The organism is Mesorhizobium sp. M0491 (genome assembly GCF_040321265.1).
Taxonomy (GTDB): Bacteria; Pseudomonadota; Alphaproteobacteria; order Rhizobiales; family Rhizobiaceae; genus Mesorhizobium.
Map to the genome: position 1 here is coordinate 165,669 of NZ_JAMYRE010000011.1, position 16,121 is coordinate 181,789.

Annotated in this window: 19 protein-coding genes; 5 read left to right on the plus strand and 14 right to left on the minus strand. The window is 64.4% G+C overall.

Annotated features, from left to right (window positions below; all coding sequences use genetic code 11):
- Nucleotides 1-48: 48 nt before the first annotated feature.
- Entirely contained in the window at nt 49-603 is a 555-nt protein-coding gene (locus NKI69_RS16510; protein WP_023813868.1) for a methylated-DNA--[protein]-cysteine S-methyltransferase, read from the plus strand.
- Complete coding sequence (locus NKI69_RS16515; RefSeq protein ID WP_023813869.1) at nt 600-1,343, plus strand: 2OG-Fe(II) oxygenase; 744 nt, start codon at nt 600-602, stop codon at nt 1,341-1,343. Before NKI69_RS16510 ends, NKI69_RS16515 begins: the two co-directional genes overlap by 4 nt.
- 24 nt (nt 1,344-1,367) lie before the next feature.
- Here NKI69_RS16515 and NKI69_RS16520 read toward each other — a convergent pair whose 3' ends face one another.
- The gene (locus tag NKI69_RS16520; RefSeq protein ID WP_352441786.1) at nt 1,368-1,967 is read right to left on the minus strand and encodes a dihydrofolate reductase family protein; all 600 of its coding nucleotides are present in this window, start codon (nt 1,965-1,967) and stop codon (nt 1,368-1,370) included.
- Nucleotides 1,968-2,070: 103 nt separating this feature from the next.
- Between NKI69_RS16520 and NKI69_RS16525 the strand changes: the two genes are divergently transcribed.
- Nucleotides 2,071-2,487, plus strand: coding sequence for a winged helix-turn-helix transcriptional regulator (locus tag NKI69_RS16525; protein WP_023813870.1), 417 nt, complete (start codon nt 2,071-2,073; stop codon nt 2,485-2,487).
- Nucleotides 2,488-2,609: 122 nt separating this feature from the next.
- Nucleotides 2,610-3,857, plus strand: a complete 1,248-nt coding sequence (dinB, locus tag NKI69_RS16530) for a DNA polymerase IV (RefSeq protein WP_023813871.1) — start codon at nt 2,610-2,612, stop codon at nt 3,855-3,857.
- Here the strand turns inward: dinB and NKI69_RS16535 are convergent.
- The 13 genes from NKI69_RS16535 to NKI69_RS16595 all read right to left on the minus strand — a co-directional run bounded on the left by NKI69_RS16535 (nt 3,829) and on the right by NKI69_RS16595 (nt 15,412).
- Nucleotides 3,829-4,203, minus strand: coding sequence for an excalibur calcium-binding domain-containing protein (locus NKI69_RS16535; RefSeq protein ID WP_352722031.1), 375 nt, complete (start codon nt 4,201-4,203; stop codon nt 3,829-3,831). The genes dinB and NKI69_RS16535 overlap by 29 nt on opposite strands.
- A gap of 133 nt (nt 4,204-4,336) precedes the next feature.
- Nucleotides 4,337-5,146 carry a cupin domain-containing protein gene (locus tag NKI69_RS16540; protein ID WP_352722104.1) on the minus strand — a complete coding sequence of 270 codons (810 nt, stop codon included), beginning with the start codon at nt 5,144-5,146 and terminating at the stop codon, nt 4,337-4,339.
- Entirely contained in the window at nt 5,095-5,358 is a 264-nt protein-coding gene (locus tag NKI69_RS16545) for a cupin domain-containing protein (protein WP_352722106.1), read from the minus strand. Before NKI69_RS16545 ends, NKI69_RS16540 begins: the two co-directional genes overlap by 52 nt.
- A gap of 139 nt (nt 5,359-5,497) precedes the next feature.
- Nucleotides 5,498-7,099 carry an FGGY-family carbohydrate kinase gene (locus NKI69_RS16550; RefSeq protein ID WP_352722033.1) on the minus strand — a complete coding sequence of 534 codons (1,602 nt, stop codon included), beginning with the start codon at nt 7,097-7,099 and terminating at the stop codon, nt 5,498-5,500.
- A gap of 147 nt (nt 7,100-7,246) precedes the next feature.
- Nucleotides 7,247-7,975 carry an SDR family oxidoreductase gene (locus NKI69_RS16555; protein ID WP_352611157.1) on the minus strand — a complete coding sequence of 243 codons (729 nt, stop codon included), beginning with the start codon at nt 7,973-7,975 and terminating at the stop codon, nt 7,247-7,249.
- A 22-nt stretch (nt 7,976-7,997) separates the two neighbouring features.
- Nucleotides 7,998-9,257: a sugar ABC transporter permease gene (locus tag NKI69_RS16560; protein WP_352611155.1), complete on the minus strand. Its 1,260-nt coding sequence runs from the start codon at nt 9,255-9,257 to the stop codon at nt 7,998-8,000.
- Nucleotides 9,254-10,075: an ATP-binding cassette domain-containing protein gene (locus tag NKI69_RS16565; RefSeq protein ID WP_023814428.1), complete on the minus strand. Its 822-nt coding sequence runs from the start codon at nt 10,073-10,075 to the stop codon at nt 9,254-9,256. Before NKI69_RS16565 ends, NKI69_RS16560 begins: the two co-directional genes overlap by 4 nt.
- A gap of 90 nt (nt 10,076-10,165) precedes the next feature.
- Nucleotides 10,166-11,254 (minus strand): ABC transporter substrate-binding protein, encoded by a 1,089-nt coding sequence (locus NKI69_RS16570; RefSeq protein ID WP_127270010.1) that lies wholly within the window; start codon nt 11,252-11,254, stop codon nt 10,166-10,168.
- Between the two features lie 245 nt (nt 11,255-11,499).
- The gene (locus tag NKI69_RS16575) at nt 11,500-12,384 is read right to left on the minus strand and encodes an AraC family transcriptional regulator (protein WP_031214037.1); all 885 of its coding nucleotides are present in this window, start codon (nt 12,382-12,384) and stop codon (nt 11,500-11,502) included.
- A gap of 332 nt (nt 12,385-12,716) precedes the next feature.
- Nucleotides 12,717-13,013: a DUF982 domain-containing protein gene (locus NKI69_RS16580; protein WP_031214038.1), complete on the minus strand. Its 297-nt coding sequence runs from the start codon at nt 13,011-13,013 to the stop codon at nt 12,717-12,719.
- A 98-nt stretch (nt 13,014-13,111) separates the two neighbouring features.
- Nucleotides 13,112-13,339, minus strand: a complete 228-nt coding sequence (locus NKI69_RS16585; protein WP_352674188.1) for a hypothetical protein — start codon at nt 13,337-13,339, stop codon at nt 13,112-13,114.
- Between the two features lie 69 nt (nt 13,340-13,408).
- Entirely contained in the window at nt 13,409-15,040 is a 1,632-nt protein-coding gene (gene groL / locus NKI69_RS16590) for a chaperonin GroEL (RefSeq protein ID WP_352722037.1), read from the minus strand.
- Nucleotides 15,041-15,097: 57 nt separating this feature from the next.
- Nucleotides 15,098-15,412, minus strand: a complete 315-nt coding sequence (locus NKI69_RS16595; RefSeq protein WP_128305759.1) for a co-chaperone GroES — start codon at nt 15,410-15,412, stop codon at nt 15,098-15,100.
- A 317-nt stretch (nt 15,413-15,729) separates the two neighbouring features.
- On the opposite strand from NKI69_RS16595, the gene NKI69_RS16600 reads away from it, so the two are divergent.
- Nucleotides 15,730-16,008: an usg protein gene (locus NKI69_RS16600; RefSeq protein ID WP_352722039.1), complete on the plus strand. Its 279-nt coding sequence runs from the start codon at nt 15,730-15,732 to the stop codon at nt 16,006-16,008.
- Nucleotides 16,009-16,121: the final 113 nt, after the last annotated feature.

Consider the following 16,121-nt stretch of genomic DNA (forward strand, 5'->3'; position numbering starts at 1 on the left):
GAGAAGCCGTCCCTGTAGGGTTCACGCACAGACAAAGGAGTAAACGCAATGAACCTCATGCAAACCCAAATGGCGCCGCCGGCGAGCGTCCCCAATGCCTTCGACACCATAAGCTATGCCATCGGTGAATCCGCAATCGGCGACGTCCTGGCAGCGCGCAGCCAGATCGGCGTCTGCGCCATCCTGATCGGCTCGGACGCCGACGCGCTGGAGCGGGACCTTGGCCATTGCTTCCCCGACAAGATACTGGTCGAGGACGAGGCCGCACTGCGCGACGATCTCGCGACAATCGCGCGCTTCATCCAAATGCCCGGCGTCGGCCTCGACCTGCCGCTCGACATGCGCCACGGCACGCCATTCCAGCAACAGGTTTGGGATGTGCTGCGCAGCATCCCGTGCGGCGCCACCATCCGCTACACCGCACTGGCTCGCCGCCTCGGCCAGCCGAATGGCGCCCGCGCCGTGGCGACCGCCTGTGCGGCCAACGCGATCGCGCTGGGCATTCCCTGCCACCGTGTCGTCCGCGCCGACGGCTCACTGGCCGGTTACCGCTGGGGTGTCGAACGCAAACGCGCCCTGCTCGACAAGGAGGCTACGATATGAATGCCCATGCCAAAATTGCCAGATCGGTGATCGAAGCCGCCGAGACACGCGTCGCCGGTTACGACTGGCCGGCCCTTGCCGCCGAACTCGACGGCTTCGGCTGTGCCGTGATCGAAAAGCTGTTGTCGCCCGAGGAGTGCCGGCGGATCGCCGACCTCTATTCGGATGAGAAATATTTCCGCAGCCACATCCATATGGCCAGGCACGGCTTCGGCAAGGGCGAGTACCGCTATTTCCGCTATCCCTTGCCCGACCTCCTGGGTGGCCTGCGCAGCGCGCTCTACCCCAGGCTGGCCGAGGTCGCCAATCGGTGGAACGAGCGCATGGGGCAGGCCATGCGTTATCCCGCGACGCACGCCGCGTTTCTCGATCAGTGCCATGCCGCCGGCCAGTCACGGCCGACGCCGCTGCTGCTGCAATATGTGCCTGGCGACTTCAACTGCCTCCACCAGGATCTCTATGGCGACCTCGCCTTTCCGCTGCAGGTGGCGATCCTGCTCTCCGAACCGGGCCGGGATTTCAGCGGCGGCGAGTTCGCCCTGACCGAGCAGCGCCCGCGCATGCAGAGCCGGGTCGAAGTGGTGTCGCTGCGCCAGGGCGACGCCGTTGTCTTCGCCGTCCACAACCGGCCGGTGCAGGGCACCAAAGGCAATTACCGGGTCAACCTGCGCCATGGCGTCAGCCGGTTGCGCTCAGGCATGCGCCACACGGTCGGGATCATTTTTCACGATGCGAAGTGACCAGGGAGAAGATGGAGGTCCCCCTCACCCCGCCGGCGCATAGCGGCTGACCACCATGCCACAGGCATAGGCCTTCGAGCCGAGTAGCCGCAGGTTCCTAAAACCGCCCTGATCAAAAATCCGGCGGCCCGCACCCAGCACCGCCGGGTTGATGAAAAGCTGGAACTCGTCGACCAGCCCGGCCGCAATCAGCGCCGACGCGAAACCGGCGCCGCCGAACACCGCCATGTCGCCGCCCTCGCCCGCTTTCAGCGCATTGACTTCGCGCGGCAGGTCGCCGCTGACCACACTGGTGCGCTCCCAAGCCGGCTCCGAGGCCGATTGCTTGAGCTTGTTGCTGAGCACCACCTTGCGGGAGTCGACGATGCGCTGCGCAAAGGCGTAGAACGGATCGCGCGGAAACTTCTTCGCCGCATTGCCCCAATGGGTGAGATAGCCCTCCTGCGCCATCTTGCGGCTGAGCAGGATGGTATCGACGCCTGCGAAGACGGCGTTAAAGTCCTGCTTCAGCGCACCGTCCCAGGCGCTCTCGTCACCCCACTCCCAGAGCTGCCAGGAATGGTCCTCATTGGCGCCGACAAAGCCGTCGACCGACATCTGCATCTGCAGGACCAGCTTTTTCACCGTCATTCTCCTCAGGGCCATCGCAAAACAGTTTACATTTGGAACCGTTGACGCAAGGCCAAAACGATGTCAATAGTAAAGTGATTTAAAAATGGAACCATAGATGTCGACGCGCGAAAAGTCCGGCTGCCCGATCAACCTGTCACTCGAACTGATCGGCGACCGCTGGACGCTGCTCATCGTCCGCGACATGGTCTTCGCCGGGAAAAAGCACTTTCGCGAATTCCTGCAATCCGACGAAGGCATCTCCTCGCGCACGCTGGCCGAGCGACTGCAAACGCTTCAGGAGGAGGGCATCCTCACCCGAAGCGACGACCCGACGCATGGCTTGAGAACCGTCTACCGGCTGACCGAAGCAGGCATCGACCTCTTGCCGGTGCTGGCGACGCTCGGCGCCTGGGGCAGCAAGCACCGCAAGGCCGACGATAAGCTGGCCAGGATTGCCGACGAACTGGCGGCAGGCGGCGAAGCGGCGCTGGAAAGGATGAAAGCGGCGCTGCGAGCGGAGCATATTGTCTAGGCGGTTGCGTTCAGGCGGAACCGGCATGGCTGTTGCCGCACAAATCGCCCTTCCCTTGACAATGATCCATCTTTGTTCTTTATTTGTTCCAATCTATCAGCAACTGCGGATGTGCGGTCGGGATGGAAACGACAGCCACCATCCTGCATGCCGATCTCGACGCTTTCTACGCCTCGGTCGAGCAGTTGCTCGATCCGTCGCTGCGCGGCAAGCCGATCGCGGTGGGCGGCGGTGTCGTGCTCGCCGCTTCCTACGAGGCCCGCGCCTTCGGCGTGCGCGGCGGCATGCCCGGGCGCAAGGCGCGCGAACTCTGCCCGCATCTGATCTTCGTCGGTGGCAATTTCAGCCATTACCAGCGGCTAGGCGACGCGGCGATCAAGGTGCTCGACGATTTTACGCCATTGGTCGAGCGCATCTCCATCGACGAGGCCTTTGCCGACGTTGCCGGCTGCACGCATCTGTTCGGCTCCCCACAGGAGATCGCCACGACGATCCGCAGCCGGGTACGCGCCGAACTCGGCCTGCCGATCTCGATCGGCGTCGCCCGCACCAAGCATCTGGCCAAGATCGCCTCGCAGGTGGCAAAACCCGATGGGCTGGTGGTCGTCGAACCCGGCAGCGAGCTCGCTTTCCTGCACGACCTGCCGGTCGGGCTGATGTGGGGCGTCGGCTCGGCGACCAAAGCGCGGCTGGCGGAAATCGGCGTCGAGACCATCGGCCAGCTGGCCAGGACGCGCAGCGGCGCGCTGACGCGGCTGCTCGGCCCCGCCGCCGGCGAAAAGCTCGCCGCGCTGTCATGGAACCGCGACCCGCGAAAACTGGAGACGAAGCGCCGGGCGCATTCGGCCGGCGCGCAATCGGCGCTTGGCCGCAAGCCCGCCGTAGCTGACGTCATCGTGCCAACCCTGCTGCATCTGGCCGACCGCGTCGCCAGCCGGCTGCGCGCCAAGGCGCGGCCCGGCCGCACGGTGACGGTGCGCGTGCGCTTTGCCGATCTCAGCGCCGTCACCCGCTCGATCACGCTTGACCAGCCGATCTCGGCGACCGCGATGCTGGCCGAGATCGCCGGCGATCTGGTGCGCGGCGTGCTTGCCGACAACCCCCACGAGAGAACGATCTCGCTGCTGGCGATCTCGGTCTCGCATCTCGAGGAAAGCTTCGAATTACAGCTCGAACTGCCGCTCGATCTCGCCGACGAGAAGCAGAGGCCCGGCACCCGAAAAGGCCTGGCACGCTTTGACGCCGACCGCGCCATCGACAATATCCGCGAACGCTTCGGCAAACAGGCGGTCGGCTATGGCACGGTGGCGCTGGAGGCGGCGCGCTCGGTGCCGGATGAATTCAGGGAACTGGCGGAGAAGGAGCTGTGAAGCCAAGGCAAAGGCTATGGGCCGGTACGCGAGTAACGATGGACCCGAACGCCAGTGGAGCTTGCCCCGTGCGTCGGCTTGCCCCGTGCCAGGGCTCGCAGGCTATGCCGTCATGGTCGGCATCGTGAGTCGGCCAATAGCCAGGTTCGCCCCTGCGGGCGGCCGTGCAGTTCGGGAACGCGGCAAGGTGCCTCAGCACCGAGAGAGGCGTATCAAACCGAATGCCGACGAAGCCATAGACGATATAGCCCGACAACAGAATGAACGGCGCGAACAAAGCCACCCATCTCAGCCTGCCAAGGCGGCGGTGATAGCGTGAAGGCCATCGCAAGAATGGCAGGAGCATCCCCGCCAACTCCCCCGTTGAAGTGCCCGAACCAGACTAGCGTCACCCAGGTAGGGTGGCAACAACGCCTATCTCCGAACGGTTCTCGCGTTCAGAGCGCGGCTATTTGAGTCGGATATCGACACTTTCAGTTCTACGCTTCGCCATCCCAATACCGCCTAACCCCGGCCATATCGAAAATGCCGTCGCGCCGGCGCAAGGCGTCGACCGCCATCTTGTTGGAATCGGGATAGACGCAGACCTCGTTGGGGTTTTTCTCGCCGATCATCAGATAGCGGCACGGTCCCGTACCGCTGTTGAGGAAGGAATGTCCAACCGCCAGGCCGGCCGGAAAGCAGACATAGTCGCCGGCTTTCATCTCGTGGCGCGCCTCGCCAAGCAGCAGCGTCACCTGCCCTTCCAGGATCAGCGCATGCTCTTCTTCCAGCATATGGTAGTGCCTGGGCGCCAGGCGCATGCCGGGGGCCGGCGCCTCGATCAGCACGCCGACATGGTAGTCGGGCCGTCCCAAGGCGGCACAGGTGAGGTGTTTGGACCGACCACCGAACCGCGCCCCCTCGCCTTCCTGTTTCCACTCGACAGCATCGCTGGCGACCGGCGGGATCGGCGCGGCCGGGGCCTTGGTGACACCGGCCGTCACATCCGACGGCAACGGATCGCCGGCGGCGAGGCCGGTGCTCTCACCGTCCCAGTAGGTTCGGGTCGCCGCGAGATCGAAGATCGCACGGCTGCCCAAGGCGCGCACCAGCACCTTGTTGGAGGCGGTGTAGACGACAACGTCGTTCGGGTTGCGCTCGCCGACGAGGACGTAGCGGCAGAGTGCGTCGCTGGTGTTGATGAGGCAATGCCCCGCCGCTGCACCTGCCGGAAAGCAGATGTAGTCGCCGGCCTTCATGACATAGGCGGCATTGCCGACATGCGCGGTGAGCGTCCCCTCGAGGATGAAGACATGCTCCTCCTCGAAATGTGGTAGTGCGCCGGCGAGGTCTGCTTGCCCGCCGGCAACTCCTCGATCGCCACGCCGACATGATAGGTTTCGCCAAGCGCGGCCAGCGACAAATGCCGGTAGCGCACGCCGAAGCGCGGCACATCGGACCATTCCGTCCACGGCACACTGTCCGATGCGAATGGCGCTGGCGATTTGTCGTCTGCCATCGGGCCTCCTGCTCCTGTCGCCCTGCCCTCTTCGCAAGCCGCAGGAGGGTCCACGACAGAACAAAGCTGCCAGCTTCCGGCATCATCGCCAAGCGGTGTTCGCCACGCTCCTGACAGAGCCCGACAGGAGCCGCTCGCTTCAGCCTCGGATGGCCTTGCCCGCCTGCTGCAGCAGCTCGAACGCAGCAAAGCGCTTGGCGTGCCAGCCGGCCAAGGTAGCGTCGGGATGATAGACTTCGCCGAGTTCCGACATGCCGGCCATCGCCGCCGTCAGATCCTTGTAAGCACCGGCGGCGACCGCGCCCAGCATCGCCGAGCCGAGCAGCACCGGCTCCGGCGAGGTCGACGCCACCACCACCATGCCGGTCGTGTCGGCAAGCAGCTGGCGCACCAACGGACTTTGCCCGGCGCCGCCACTGACGACGATGGTGTCGACGGCAATGCCTTTGTCATGCTCGGCCCGCACGATCTGGCGCGCGCCGTAGCCCAGCCCGCAGACCCCGGCGACATAGAGCCCGACCAGGCTGTCGAGGCTGGTGTCAAGATCGAGCCCGGCAATCAGCGCGCGTGCGTCCGGGTCGGCGAAAGGCGCGCGGTTGCCAAGGAATTCCGGCACGACATGGATGCCGCCGACCAAGGCCGGCGTCGCCGCTGCCCCGTTGCGGCTCTGCGCCTGCAGCGACAGCCAGGCGCTGAGGCTGAGCCCCTCGGCCTGCGCCTTGGCTGTCGCTTCGACGGCCGCCGGATGCATGCGCACCAGATGGTCGATGGCCGCACCCGCCGCAGATTGGCCGCCCTCGTTCAGCCACAGGCCCGGCACCATGGCCGAGAAATACGGACCCCAGACGCCGTCGACGAAGGCCGGCTCGGCGGTCGACGACATGGTGCAGGCCGAGGTGCCGAAGACATAGGCCATGCGCGACAGAACGCTGCCGAACGCGCCGCGCGCGCCGACCGTGCCGACACCGCCGGCATGCGCGTCGATCAGCCCCGCCGCCACGGCCGTGCCGGGGCGCAGGCCAAGGTCCGCAGCCGCCTGCGCGGTCAGCCCGCCGCCAAGTGCGGCACCCGCCGGCACGATCTGCGTGCCGATGCGCGCGAACCCCTCGTCGGCCAGGCTCCCTAGTCCGATGGTGCGGAAATAGGCCTCGTCCCAGCGGCTTTCATGCGCCAGATAGGTCCATTTGCAAGTCACCGTGCAGACCGAGCGGGCAAGGCTGCCGCTCGCGCGCCAGGTGAGGAAATCGGCGAGGTCCATGAACTGCCAGGCGGCGTTGAACGTGTCGGGCAGGTTTTCCGCTAGCCAAAGGAGTTTCGGCGTTTCCATTTCCGGCGAGATGACGCCGCCGACATAGTTCAGCACCGCCTCGCCGCTGCGGTTGATGCGGCGCGTCTGCTCGACCGCGCGGTGATCCATCCAGACGATGATGTTGCGTTCCGAATTGCCGGACTTGCTTACCGGCAGCGGCACGCCGCCCTCGCCCAGCACCACCAGCGAACAAGTGGCGTCGAACCCGATGCCGGCGATGGCCTCAGCTGCCACGCCCGATTGAGCGACCGCTTCCCGCGTGGCCGCGCACACCGCCCGCCAGATGTCGTTGCTCGACTGCTCGACAATGTCGCCGGCCTCGCGCCAGACCTCGATGTCCCGCTTGGCCGAGGCGAGCAAGGTGCCGGTGTGGTCGAACACCCCGGCCCGCGCGCTGCCGGTGCCGACATCGATGCCGAGATAATGGGGCATGAGGAACCTCCGGTTCAGGGAATAGGGGATAGGCAGTAGGCAGTAAGCGATTAGTTAGTAGGATAGGACGCGCGAAGCACTTTTGAGCGGGGCCTGTAAGACTGTGTCTACATCTTCCCTATTGCCTATTGCCCATTCCCTACTGCCTCACAAATCATTGCTCTGCGGCAAAATCACCAGATCCCGGATCGTCACGTTGCGCGGCCGGGTCAGCATGAACATGACCGCCTCTGCCACCTCGCGCGGCTGCATCAGGCCGCCGGCGGCGAGTTCTTCCTCGAGCTTCGCCTTTGGCCAATCGCTGACCAGCGCCGTCACCACCGGGCCGGGCGCCACGGCGCCGACGCGCAGGCCGTGCTTGGCGACCTGCCGGCGCACCGTGTGGACGAAGGCCTGCACGGCGTGCTTGGAGGCCGTGTAGATCGGCTCCCACACTACCGGCACCAGTCCGGCGATCGAACTGGTGACGATGATGTCGCCGGTCTTGCGTTCGATCATGTGGGGCAGCACCGCCTGGATCGAGCGGAAGCAGGCATTGATGTTGAGGTTGAGCATCCGGTCCCAGACGTCGGGATCGCCAGTCGCCACCTCGCCGCCGACATAGGCGCCGGCATTGGCGTGGAAGATGTCAAGCTGGCCGGCCTTCTCCAGGATTTGCGGCATCATGGTGGCGACGCTTGCCGGCTGCATCAGGTCGATCACCAGCGGGATCGCCTTGGGGCCAAGCTCGGCGCACAGTTTGGTCAGCGTCGCTTCGGCGCGGTCGACCAGCACCACGGTGGCGCCCGCCGCCAGCATATGCCTGGCGCATTCGAGGCCGATGCCTGATGCCGCGCCGGTGACGGCGGCAACTTTTCCGGACAGTTCTTCGCTCATGTCTTGCTTCCTGTTGATGGGTTCAGGCCCGGCCATGGGAAACACGCGAGCGGCGTGCCAGCGAGTCGACGATAACTGCGATGGCAAGCACGGCGCCGGTGATCATGTACCGAAGCGACGAGGACAGATCGAGCAGCGTCAGGCCGCTGGCGATCGACTGGATGACGATGATGCCGAGCAATGCCGAATAGGCGCTGCCGCGGCCGCCGAACAGGCTGGTGCCGCCAATGACCGCCGCCGCGATGGCGTTAAGGTTCACGTCGCCGGTGCCGGCCTGCTGGCTGGCCGAGGCAAGGCGGGCCGCCGACAGCACGCCGCCGAAAGCGGCCAGCATCGAGCACAGCACGAAGGCGCTCGAATAGATCAGTCGCACATTGATGCCGGCGCGCCTTGCCGCCTCGCGGTTACCGCCGACCGCCGACATCGAGCGGCCCCATTTCGTCCGCGTCAGCGCGTAGTGCATTGATATGACCAGGCCGACGAAGAGGCCGAACATCCACGGAATGCCGCGCGCCTGGTTGAGATAGAAGACGATGAGTTCGAGAATGACCGTGATGACGATCGCCCGCGTGATGAGCCCGCCGGTCGACGGCGCCGACAGATTGGCGGCGCGGCGGCGCGCGACGGTGCGCAGGCCGGTGACCAGCATGACGATGCCGGGCACGGCCGCCAGAGCGAACGAAACAAATTTCGGCATCATCAGCAGCTGGCCGAAATTCACCAGGTTCGAGCCATAGGGCAGATTGATCGAGCCGGTCGAGCCGAGGATATAGAGCTGCAGGCCGAGCACCGCCAGCAGGCCGGCAAGCGTCGAAACGAAACTCGGCATGCCGAGCCGATTGAACAGCAGCGCATAGAGCGCGCCGATGAAGCCGCCGACGGCCACAGCGGCGAGGATGGCGAGCGCCACCGGCCAGCCCTGATTGACCCACAGCGTGCCCACCATCGCCGAGGCAAAGCCGCTGATCGAACCGACAGACAGGTCGATCTCGCCGACCATCAAAACGCAGACGATGCCGAGCGCAATGACGCCGACGGTGGAGCAATCGAACAGCAGATTGACCAGATTGCTGCTCGACAGGAAGATCGGGTTGATGCTGGCGAACACCGTCCAGATGATGACCAGCCCGACGATCACCGGCAGCGAGCCGAGATCGCCCGAGCGGACCCGGTCGAAGAACCTACGGATGGCGCCGCCGAGCCCCGCCTCATGCTTGACGCGCACATCGGCGCGGTCGAGCTGCGGCGGCACGGAGGCCGCCTGTTCGGCTTCACGGCTCATGGGCGTGGCTCCTGGGTTTGCTCGTGCCTGGCCTGTCTGCGCTCGGCGCGCCGTGACACCGAATTGTTCGACGCGCCGGTGATGGCGCTGACAAGTTCCTGGTTCGAGGCGTCGGGCGAGAAGATGCCGTTGTTGCGGCCAAGCCGCAGCACGACGATGCGGTCGGCGACGGCGCGCACGTCTTCCATATTGTGGCTGATGATGACGACGCCGAGGCCGCGGTCGCGCACCCGCTCGATCAGGTTGAGCACTTCCGCCGTCTGTGCCACGCCTAGCGCCGCCGTCGGCTCGTCAAGCAGGATGAGCTTGGGTTCGAGCAGCAGCGAGCGGGCGATCGCCACCGTCTGGCGCTGGCCGCCCGACAGCGACGCGACGACTTCGCGGACACTGGGGATGCGCGCCGAAAGCTCGTTGAGCAACGTCCAGGCGCGCACCTCCATCGCCACCTCGTCCAGGCGCAGCGGGCTGAGCTCACGGCCGAGGAAGATGTTGGCGACGATGTCGAGGTTTTCGCACAGCGCCAAATCCTGGAACACGGTGGCGATGCCGAGCGTCAAAGCCGCGCTTGGATCTGCAAGCGTCACCTGCTTGCCGCGATAATTAATGGTGCCCGAACTCGGCTGATGCACGCCGGCCAGGATCTTGACCAGCGTCGACTTGCCGGCGCCATTGTCGCCGACCAGCGCCACCACCTCGCCGGCATGGACATCGAGATCGATGTCGGTGAGCGCCGACACGGCGCCGAAATTCTTCGAAACGCCACGCAGGCTGAGCACCAGCTCGCCTGCCGGAACCGGTTCGTCCGCGGTATCGATCATGCCTGGAAGCCTTTCAAAACCGGTTCATGGATTGAGCGCTGTCTGGCCACCGCGTGGGCGGCCAGACAGCGGAGCGGGCAAGGGTCGCGGTCAGTTCCCGATGCCCAGCTTCTTGCAGCCCTCCGCGTAACGATCGACGCAGAGCTCGGCCGCGGTGTTGATCTTCTTGTCGATGATCTCGGCCTTCAGGTTTTCCTGCGTCACCACGGCCGGCGTGAACAGCTGCGAGGGCGTGTCGTACAGCGTCATCTCGGCCTTCGGCGTTTCGCCCGAAAGCAGCTTGATGGCGATGTTGGCGGCGGCCGCCGCCACGATCTCGCTCGGCTTGGAGATGGTGTTGTACTGGTCGCCGGCGATGATCAGCTGCAGTGCCGCGATCGTCGCGTCATTGCCGGTCACCGGCGGCACCGGATCGACGCCGGCCGCCTTGAAGGCGGCGATGGCGCCGCCACCGGTGCCGTCATTGGCGGCGACGACGCCGAGGATTTTTGGTCCGAAGCGGGTGATCTGGCCTCCGGCCCATTGCTGCGCCTTCGGCGGCGCCCATTCCGGCGTGTCGTATTCGGCCAGGATCTTGTAGCCGCTGTTGTCGAGGCCGGCATGGATGCCCTTCTTGATCAGGCCGGCCGCCGCGTCGGTCGGCGAGCCGTTGATCTGCAGCACGCCGCCGCTGGCCGGATCGACCTTCAGCGCCTTCAGGTGCTCGACCAGCGAATCGGCGATGGCCTTGCCGATGCCTTCATTGTTGAACGACACATAGAAATCGGCCGGCGCGGTCGGGATCGGCCGGTCATAGGCGATGACCTTGATGCCCTGGCTCTGCGCCAGCTTGACCAGCGAGGCGGCGGCGGTCGAGTCGACCGGGTCGAGCACGATCGCCTTGGCGCCCTGCGAGATCACCGAGTTGAACTGCTGCTGCTGGCGCGAGGCGTCGGCATCGGCATTCTGGTAGAGCACCTTGCAGCCCGGGCACAGCTTCTTCATCTCGGCAGCGAAGCCGGGATAATCATGCTGCTCGTAGCGGGTCGAGGCCTGGTCGGGCATCAGGAAGGCGACGGTGGCGTCGGTAACTTCGGCGGCCCTGGCGATCGCGGCGGTGCCGGCCAGCAGCGACAGCGCAAGGGCTGCCACGCCGGCGGACTTGCCAGCAGACTTCAATGAAGATGAAAGTTTGGTCATTCGGTCTTCTCCGTTTCTGATATGGTTGTAAGAAGGTCGTTGACTGCTTTGGTCTGAAGACACCCATCCGCCCTCGCCCAAACTGCATTGGGAACCGGGACCCGGCGCCGGCCTTTCGAGCCGCGCCGACAACCTCCGCCGACGGAGGAATTCGAGACAAGCGTTCTCTATCGCGAACCGCTCCACGCGGCTCACGTCGTCATGCAAAAGAAAAATCCTCCCTTGGTTCCTCCCTGGCTCCTCCGTTAAGCGGCTTTGCCCGCGTTGATGTTGTCGGCCAGCAGGCGCCTGAAGCGCGAGGGCGGCATGCCCTTCTCCGCCAGGAACTGCCGGTTGAAATTGGACAGATTGTTGAAGCCGACCTCGTAGCAGATGTCGGTGATCGAGGCCTGCTCGTCGCTCATCAGGATCTGGCAGGCGAGATTGATGCGCAGCCGTTTGACATACTGCACCAGCGACATGCCGGTGTGACGGCGAAACGAGCGCGAGAAGGCGCCGGTCGACTGGCCGGCGATGGCGGCGAGATCCGCCTCGTCGAACAGCTGCGTCAGGTTTTCCCTGATATAGGCGAGCGCCTTGTTCATGCCGGCGGTCATGTAGCCGGAGGGATCGGGCCGGTAGCTGGCGCTGGCCAAAAGCTGGAATTCCTGGGCGCGGCTGAGCAGGCCGGCGATCATCATGAACAGCTCGATGCGGCGCACGCCTTGCGCCTGCATCATCTCTTCCATCAGCGGCGCCAGCGCCTTGCTGGTGCGGCTGGAAAACAGCACGCCGCGCCGCGACGCTTCGAGCAGGTGCCCCAGCCCCGCCAGCTCCGGCAGCACATGCATGGCATCGCCGATGAAACTTTCGGAAAATTGGATGATGCGGCCGCGCAGCGGGATCGAGCTGTCCCTGGGGATGTCGCTGACCCAGTTGTGCGGCAGGTTCGGCCCGGTCAGCACCAGATTGCCCGGCTCGAACTCGCCGATGAAATCGCCGACGAAATAGCGTCCGTTGGTGAAGATCACCTGATGCAGTTCATATTCGGGATGGAAGTGCCAACGCACCGTGTGGAAGGGGTAGCCATGCGACCACGCCTTGAAGGACTCACCGCGTCGTATCTGGACTACTTCCAGGTCCGGTTCCATGTCCGTTTCCTCCCAGGCCAGCACGGATATTTGCCGCGTTCGGCCCAATTCCCTAAACCGGCCGAATTGGTTTCGGCTCTGCATTTCAAGAGCCAAGGTACCGGCTCATGACAACAGGCGCCACCACGATTCAAGACAACGGATGATACTTTTTTAACCGGGAGGCGGCGCTCAGAGGCGTTATTCGGGCAGAACAGGTCAGTCTTGCTGACACGTTCGCTCAATTGACCGACGACGATGCCGCCCGCCCGGGAAGGAATTCCGGCGTCTCCGTGTTCGCCTGGCTTATCTCAAGAACATGGTCTGCAAGCGCTGTTGAAGCGCCGCATCCGTCAGTTCACCTCGTGCACAGCACCACCGGCCGCCGTCGCGAGCGGCGTAACCATATCAGGCACCAGTATGTCGTGGCGGCGCGCGAAGCTGATCAGCGTGGCCCGCACCGTCTCCGGATCGATCTCGCCGACGATGCCCGCCTTGCAAGCGTTGAGCGCGACGGCATGGGCGCCGTTGCGGCCGGCGCTCGGCCAGTCCTGCAGCAGTGCATAGGCTTCCATCACGCTGTCGATCTTCCTCGGAAAGCCCATTCCGACCAGAAGTGTGACCGGTTCCTCAAATTGCCCGCGATTCATGGCTTGTGCCTCCTCTCGATTGTTCAGGGCCTGCAGCGGACCGAACACCGGGCAGCACGGCCCGCCGCGGATAGGTGAATGGACTGGCCGATTTCCGTTCAGCCGCTGCCGGCGGATACCTCGGATGTTGCCGACACTTGCTGTGCTGCGAGGAACATCAGTGCCGACGCCGCGGTTCGCCGATTCCAGCCGGCGGCTTCAGCCATGTCGAGCAGCCCTGCCAGCAGCGGGTTCAGCACGTTCCTGCATTCTGTTTCATAGGCCAGGAATTCCTTCGCTTGGTGCGTAGGAGCCGGTACGGATTCGATGCCAGCCATTGCGTCCATCTTTACCTCCACTTTCTCTTCGACTGACGCCCGCTCCCCGCCAGGGGAGCGGGCGGATTGGCCGCGACCTCAGAAGTCCATGCCGGCGCCGGCGGGCATTGCCGGGGCGGCGGCTTCCTTCTTCGGCTTCTCGGCCACCATCGCCTCGGTGGTCACCAGCAGGCCGGCGACCGATGCCGCGTCCTGGAGAGCGGTGCGCACCACCTTTGCCGGGTCGATCACGCCCTGGCCGTAGAGATCGCCGAATTCGTTGGTCTGGGCGTTCCAGCCCCAGCCGAATTCGGTTTTCTCGCGCAGTTTGCCGACGATGATCGAGCCTTCGGCGCCGGCATTCTCGGCGATCTGCCGGACAGGCGTTTCGATGGCACGGCGCACGATGTCGACACCAGTCTTCTGGTCGGCATTGTCGGTCTGCACGGTATCGAGCGCCTTTGCTGCCCGCAGCAACGCGACGCCGCCGCCGGGCAGCACGCCCTCCTCGACGGCCGCGCGGGTCGCATGCAGCGCATCGTCGACGCGGTCCTTGCGCTCCTTGACCTCGACCTCGGTCGAGCCGCCGACCCGGATCACCGCAACGCCGCCGGCGAGCTTGGCCAGCCGCTCCTGCAGCTTCTCGCGGTCGTAGTCGGAGGTGGTCTCCTCGATCTGCGCCTTGATCTGTGCGACACGGCCCTGGATCTCTTCCTTGCGGCCGACGCCGTCGACGATGGTGGTGTTTTCCTTCTCGATCACCACCTTCTTGGCGCGGCCCAGCATCTGCAGCGTCACATTATCCAGCTTGATGCCGAGATCTTCCGAGATCGCGGTGCCGCCGGTGAGAATAGCGATGTCTTCCAGCATGGCCTTGCGGCGGTCGCCGAAGCCTGGCGCCTTGACAGCCGCGACCTTGAGGCCGCCCCGCAGCTTGTTGACGACCAGCGTGGCAAGCGCCTCGCCTTCCACATCCTCGGCGATAATTAGGAGCGGCTTGCCCGACTGTACCACGGCTTCGAGCACGGGCAGCATCGCTTGCAGATTGGAGAGCTTCTTCTCGTGGATCAGCACAAAAGGCTCGTCGAGTTCGACGCGCATCTTGTCCTGGTTGGTGACGAAATAGGGCGAGAGATAGCCGCGGTCGAACTGCATACCTTCCACGACTTCCAGTTCGGTCTCGGCGGTCTTGGCCTCTTCCACCGTAATGACGCCTTCATTGCCGACCTTCTCCATCGCCTCGGCGAGGAAACGGCCGATCTCGGCATCGCCATTGGCGGAGATTGTGCCGACCTGCGCGATCTCGTCGTTTCGGGTGACCTTGCGGGCATTGGTCTTCAGCTCGGCGACCACCGCGTCGACCGCCTTGTCGATGCCGCGCTTCAGATCCATCGGGTTCATGCCCGAGGCAACCGCCTTGGCCCCTTCCCTGACGATCGCCTGTGCAAGCACGGTTGCGGTCGTCGTGCCGTCGCCGGCAAGGTCGTTTGTCTTGGAGGCCACCTCGCGCACCATCTGGGCGCCCATATTCTCGAACTTGTCCTCCAGTTCGATCTCCTTGGCGACGGTAACGCCATCCTTGGTGATGCGCGGCGCGCCGAACGACTTGTCGATGACGACATTGCGCCCCTTGGGACCGAGCGTCACCTTCACCGCATTGGCAAGGATGTCGACGCCGCGCAGCATCTTCTCGCGCGCTTCGGTATGGAATTTCACTTCTTTGGCAGCCATTGGATCACTCCTCTATCTAGGCAGCATTCCTTGACTGGTTGGATACGAAAGAAGCCGTCAGGCGGCCTTCTTCACTTCGGCGATCTCATCGATGACACCCATCACGTCGCTTTCCTTCATGATGAGCAGGTCCTCGCCGCCGAGTTTGATCTCGGTGCCGGACCATTTACCGAACAGGATGCGATCGCCGACCTTGACATCGAGTTCGACAAGCTTGCCGCTGTCGTCGCGCGCGCCGGGACCGACGGCGAGCACTTCGCCTTCCTGCGGTTTTTCTTTTGCGGTATCGGGGATGATGATGCCGCCGGAGGTCTTCTCCTCGGCTTCAAGGCGGCGGACCAGAATACGGTCATGCAATGGACGGAACGCCATGTCGTTCTCCTCGTGGACAAACAGGTTTTTGAGGTTCCTCCGCACCGAACCGGCAATATCGGACCGATGCGGACCGCCGCGACCCTTCGTCAGGCATCGCGGGCGCATATCGAGCTAGTTTTGCCGTTTTTCGGTTTCAAGAGCCCCGCCAAAAAATTTTTACATCGAGCAGAAAAAAGGCCAAGGCACTGTTATGGCGCGACTATTCTCGGAACCCCTGACCTTCTCGCGGAGTTTGTTTGTAGAGGGACCGGCAGACCGGCCTGGCATCGGGCGAGTTCAGGCGGATGCCTGAACGGAGAGAGAAGGAGAAAGACATGGTCGATACGGTCAGCAGCGAATTCCGCCTGCAAATGGAAGGTTATGGCCTGACGACGGCCGAAATCCACTATCACCTGCCCGATCATCCGAGCCTGCTTCAGCTCTATGTCTGGCAGGACTATGATCTCGCTCCGGCCTTTCCCGAGTTCAAGGGCTTTCTCCAATATTGGGAGCGCGAGCTCGACGGCCCGCTGCACTCGGTCCGCGTTGCTCATCACCGGCTCATCCAGCCTTCGGAATGGCGGGCCGTCGAGGGCATCATCACGGTCCACTAGGGTCTTTGCGACGGCCGCCGCTCCTGCTTCGCCTGGAGCGGCGGCGTTAGGGCAGGCTCTCGCCGGCCCCACGCACCGCGACAGCCAACAGCCTCCCCTCCAAAATTTCCAAT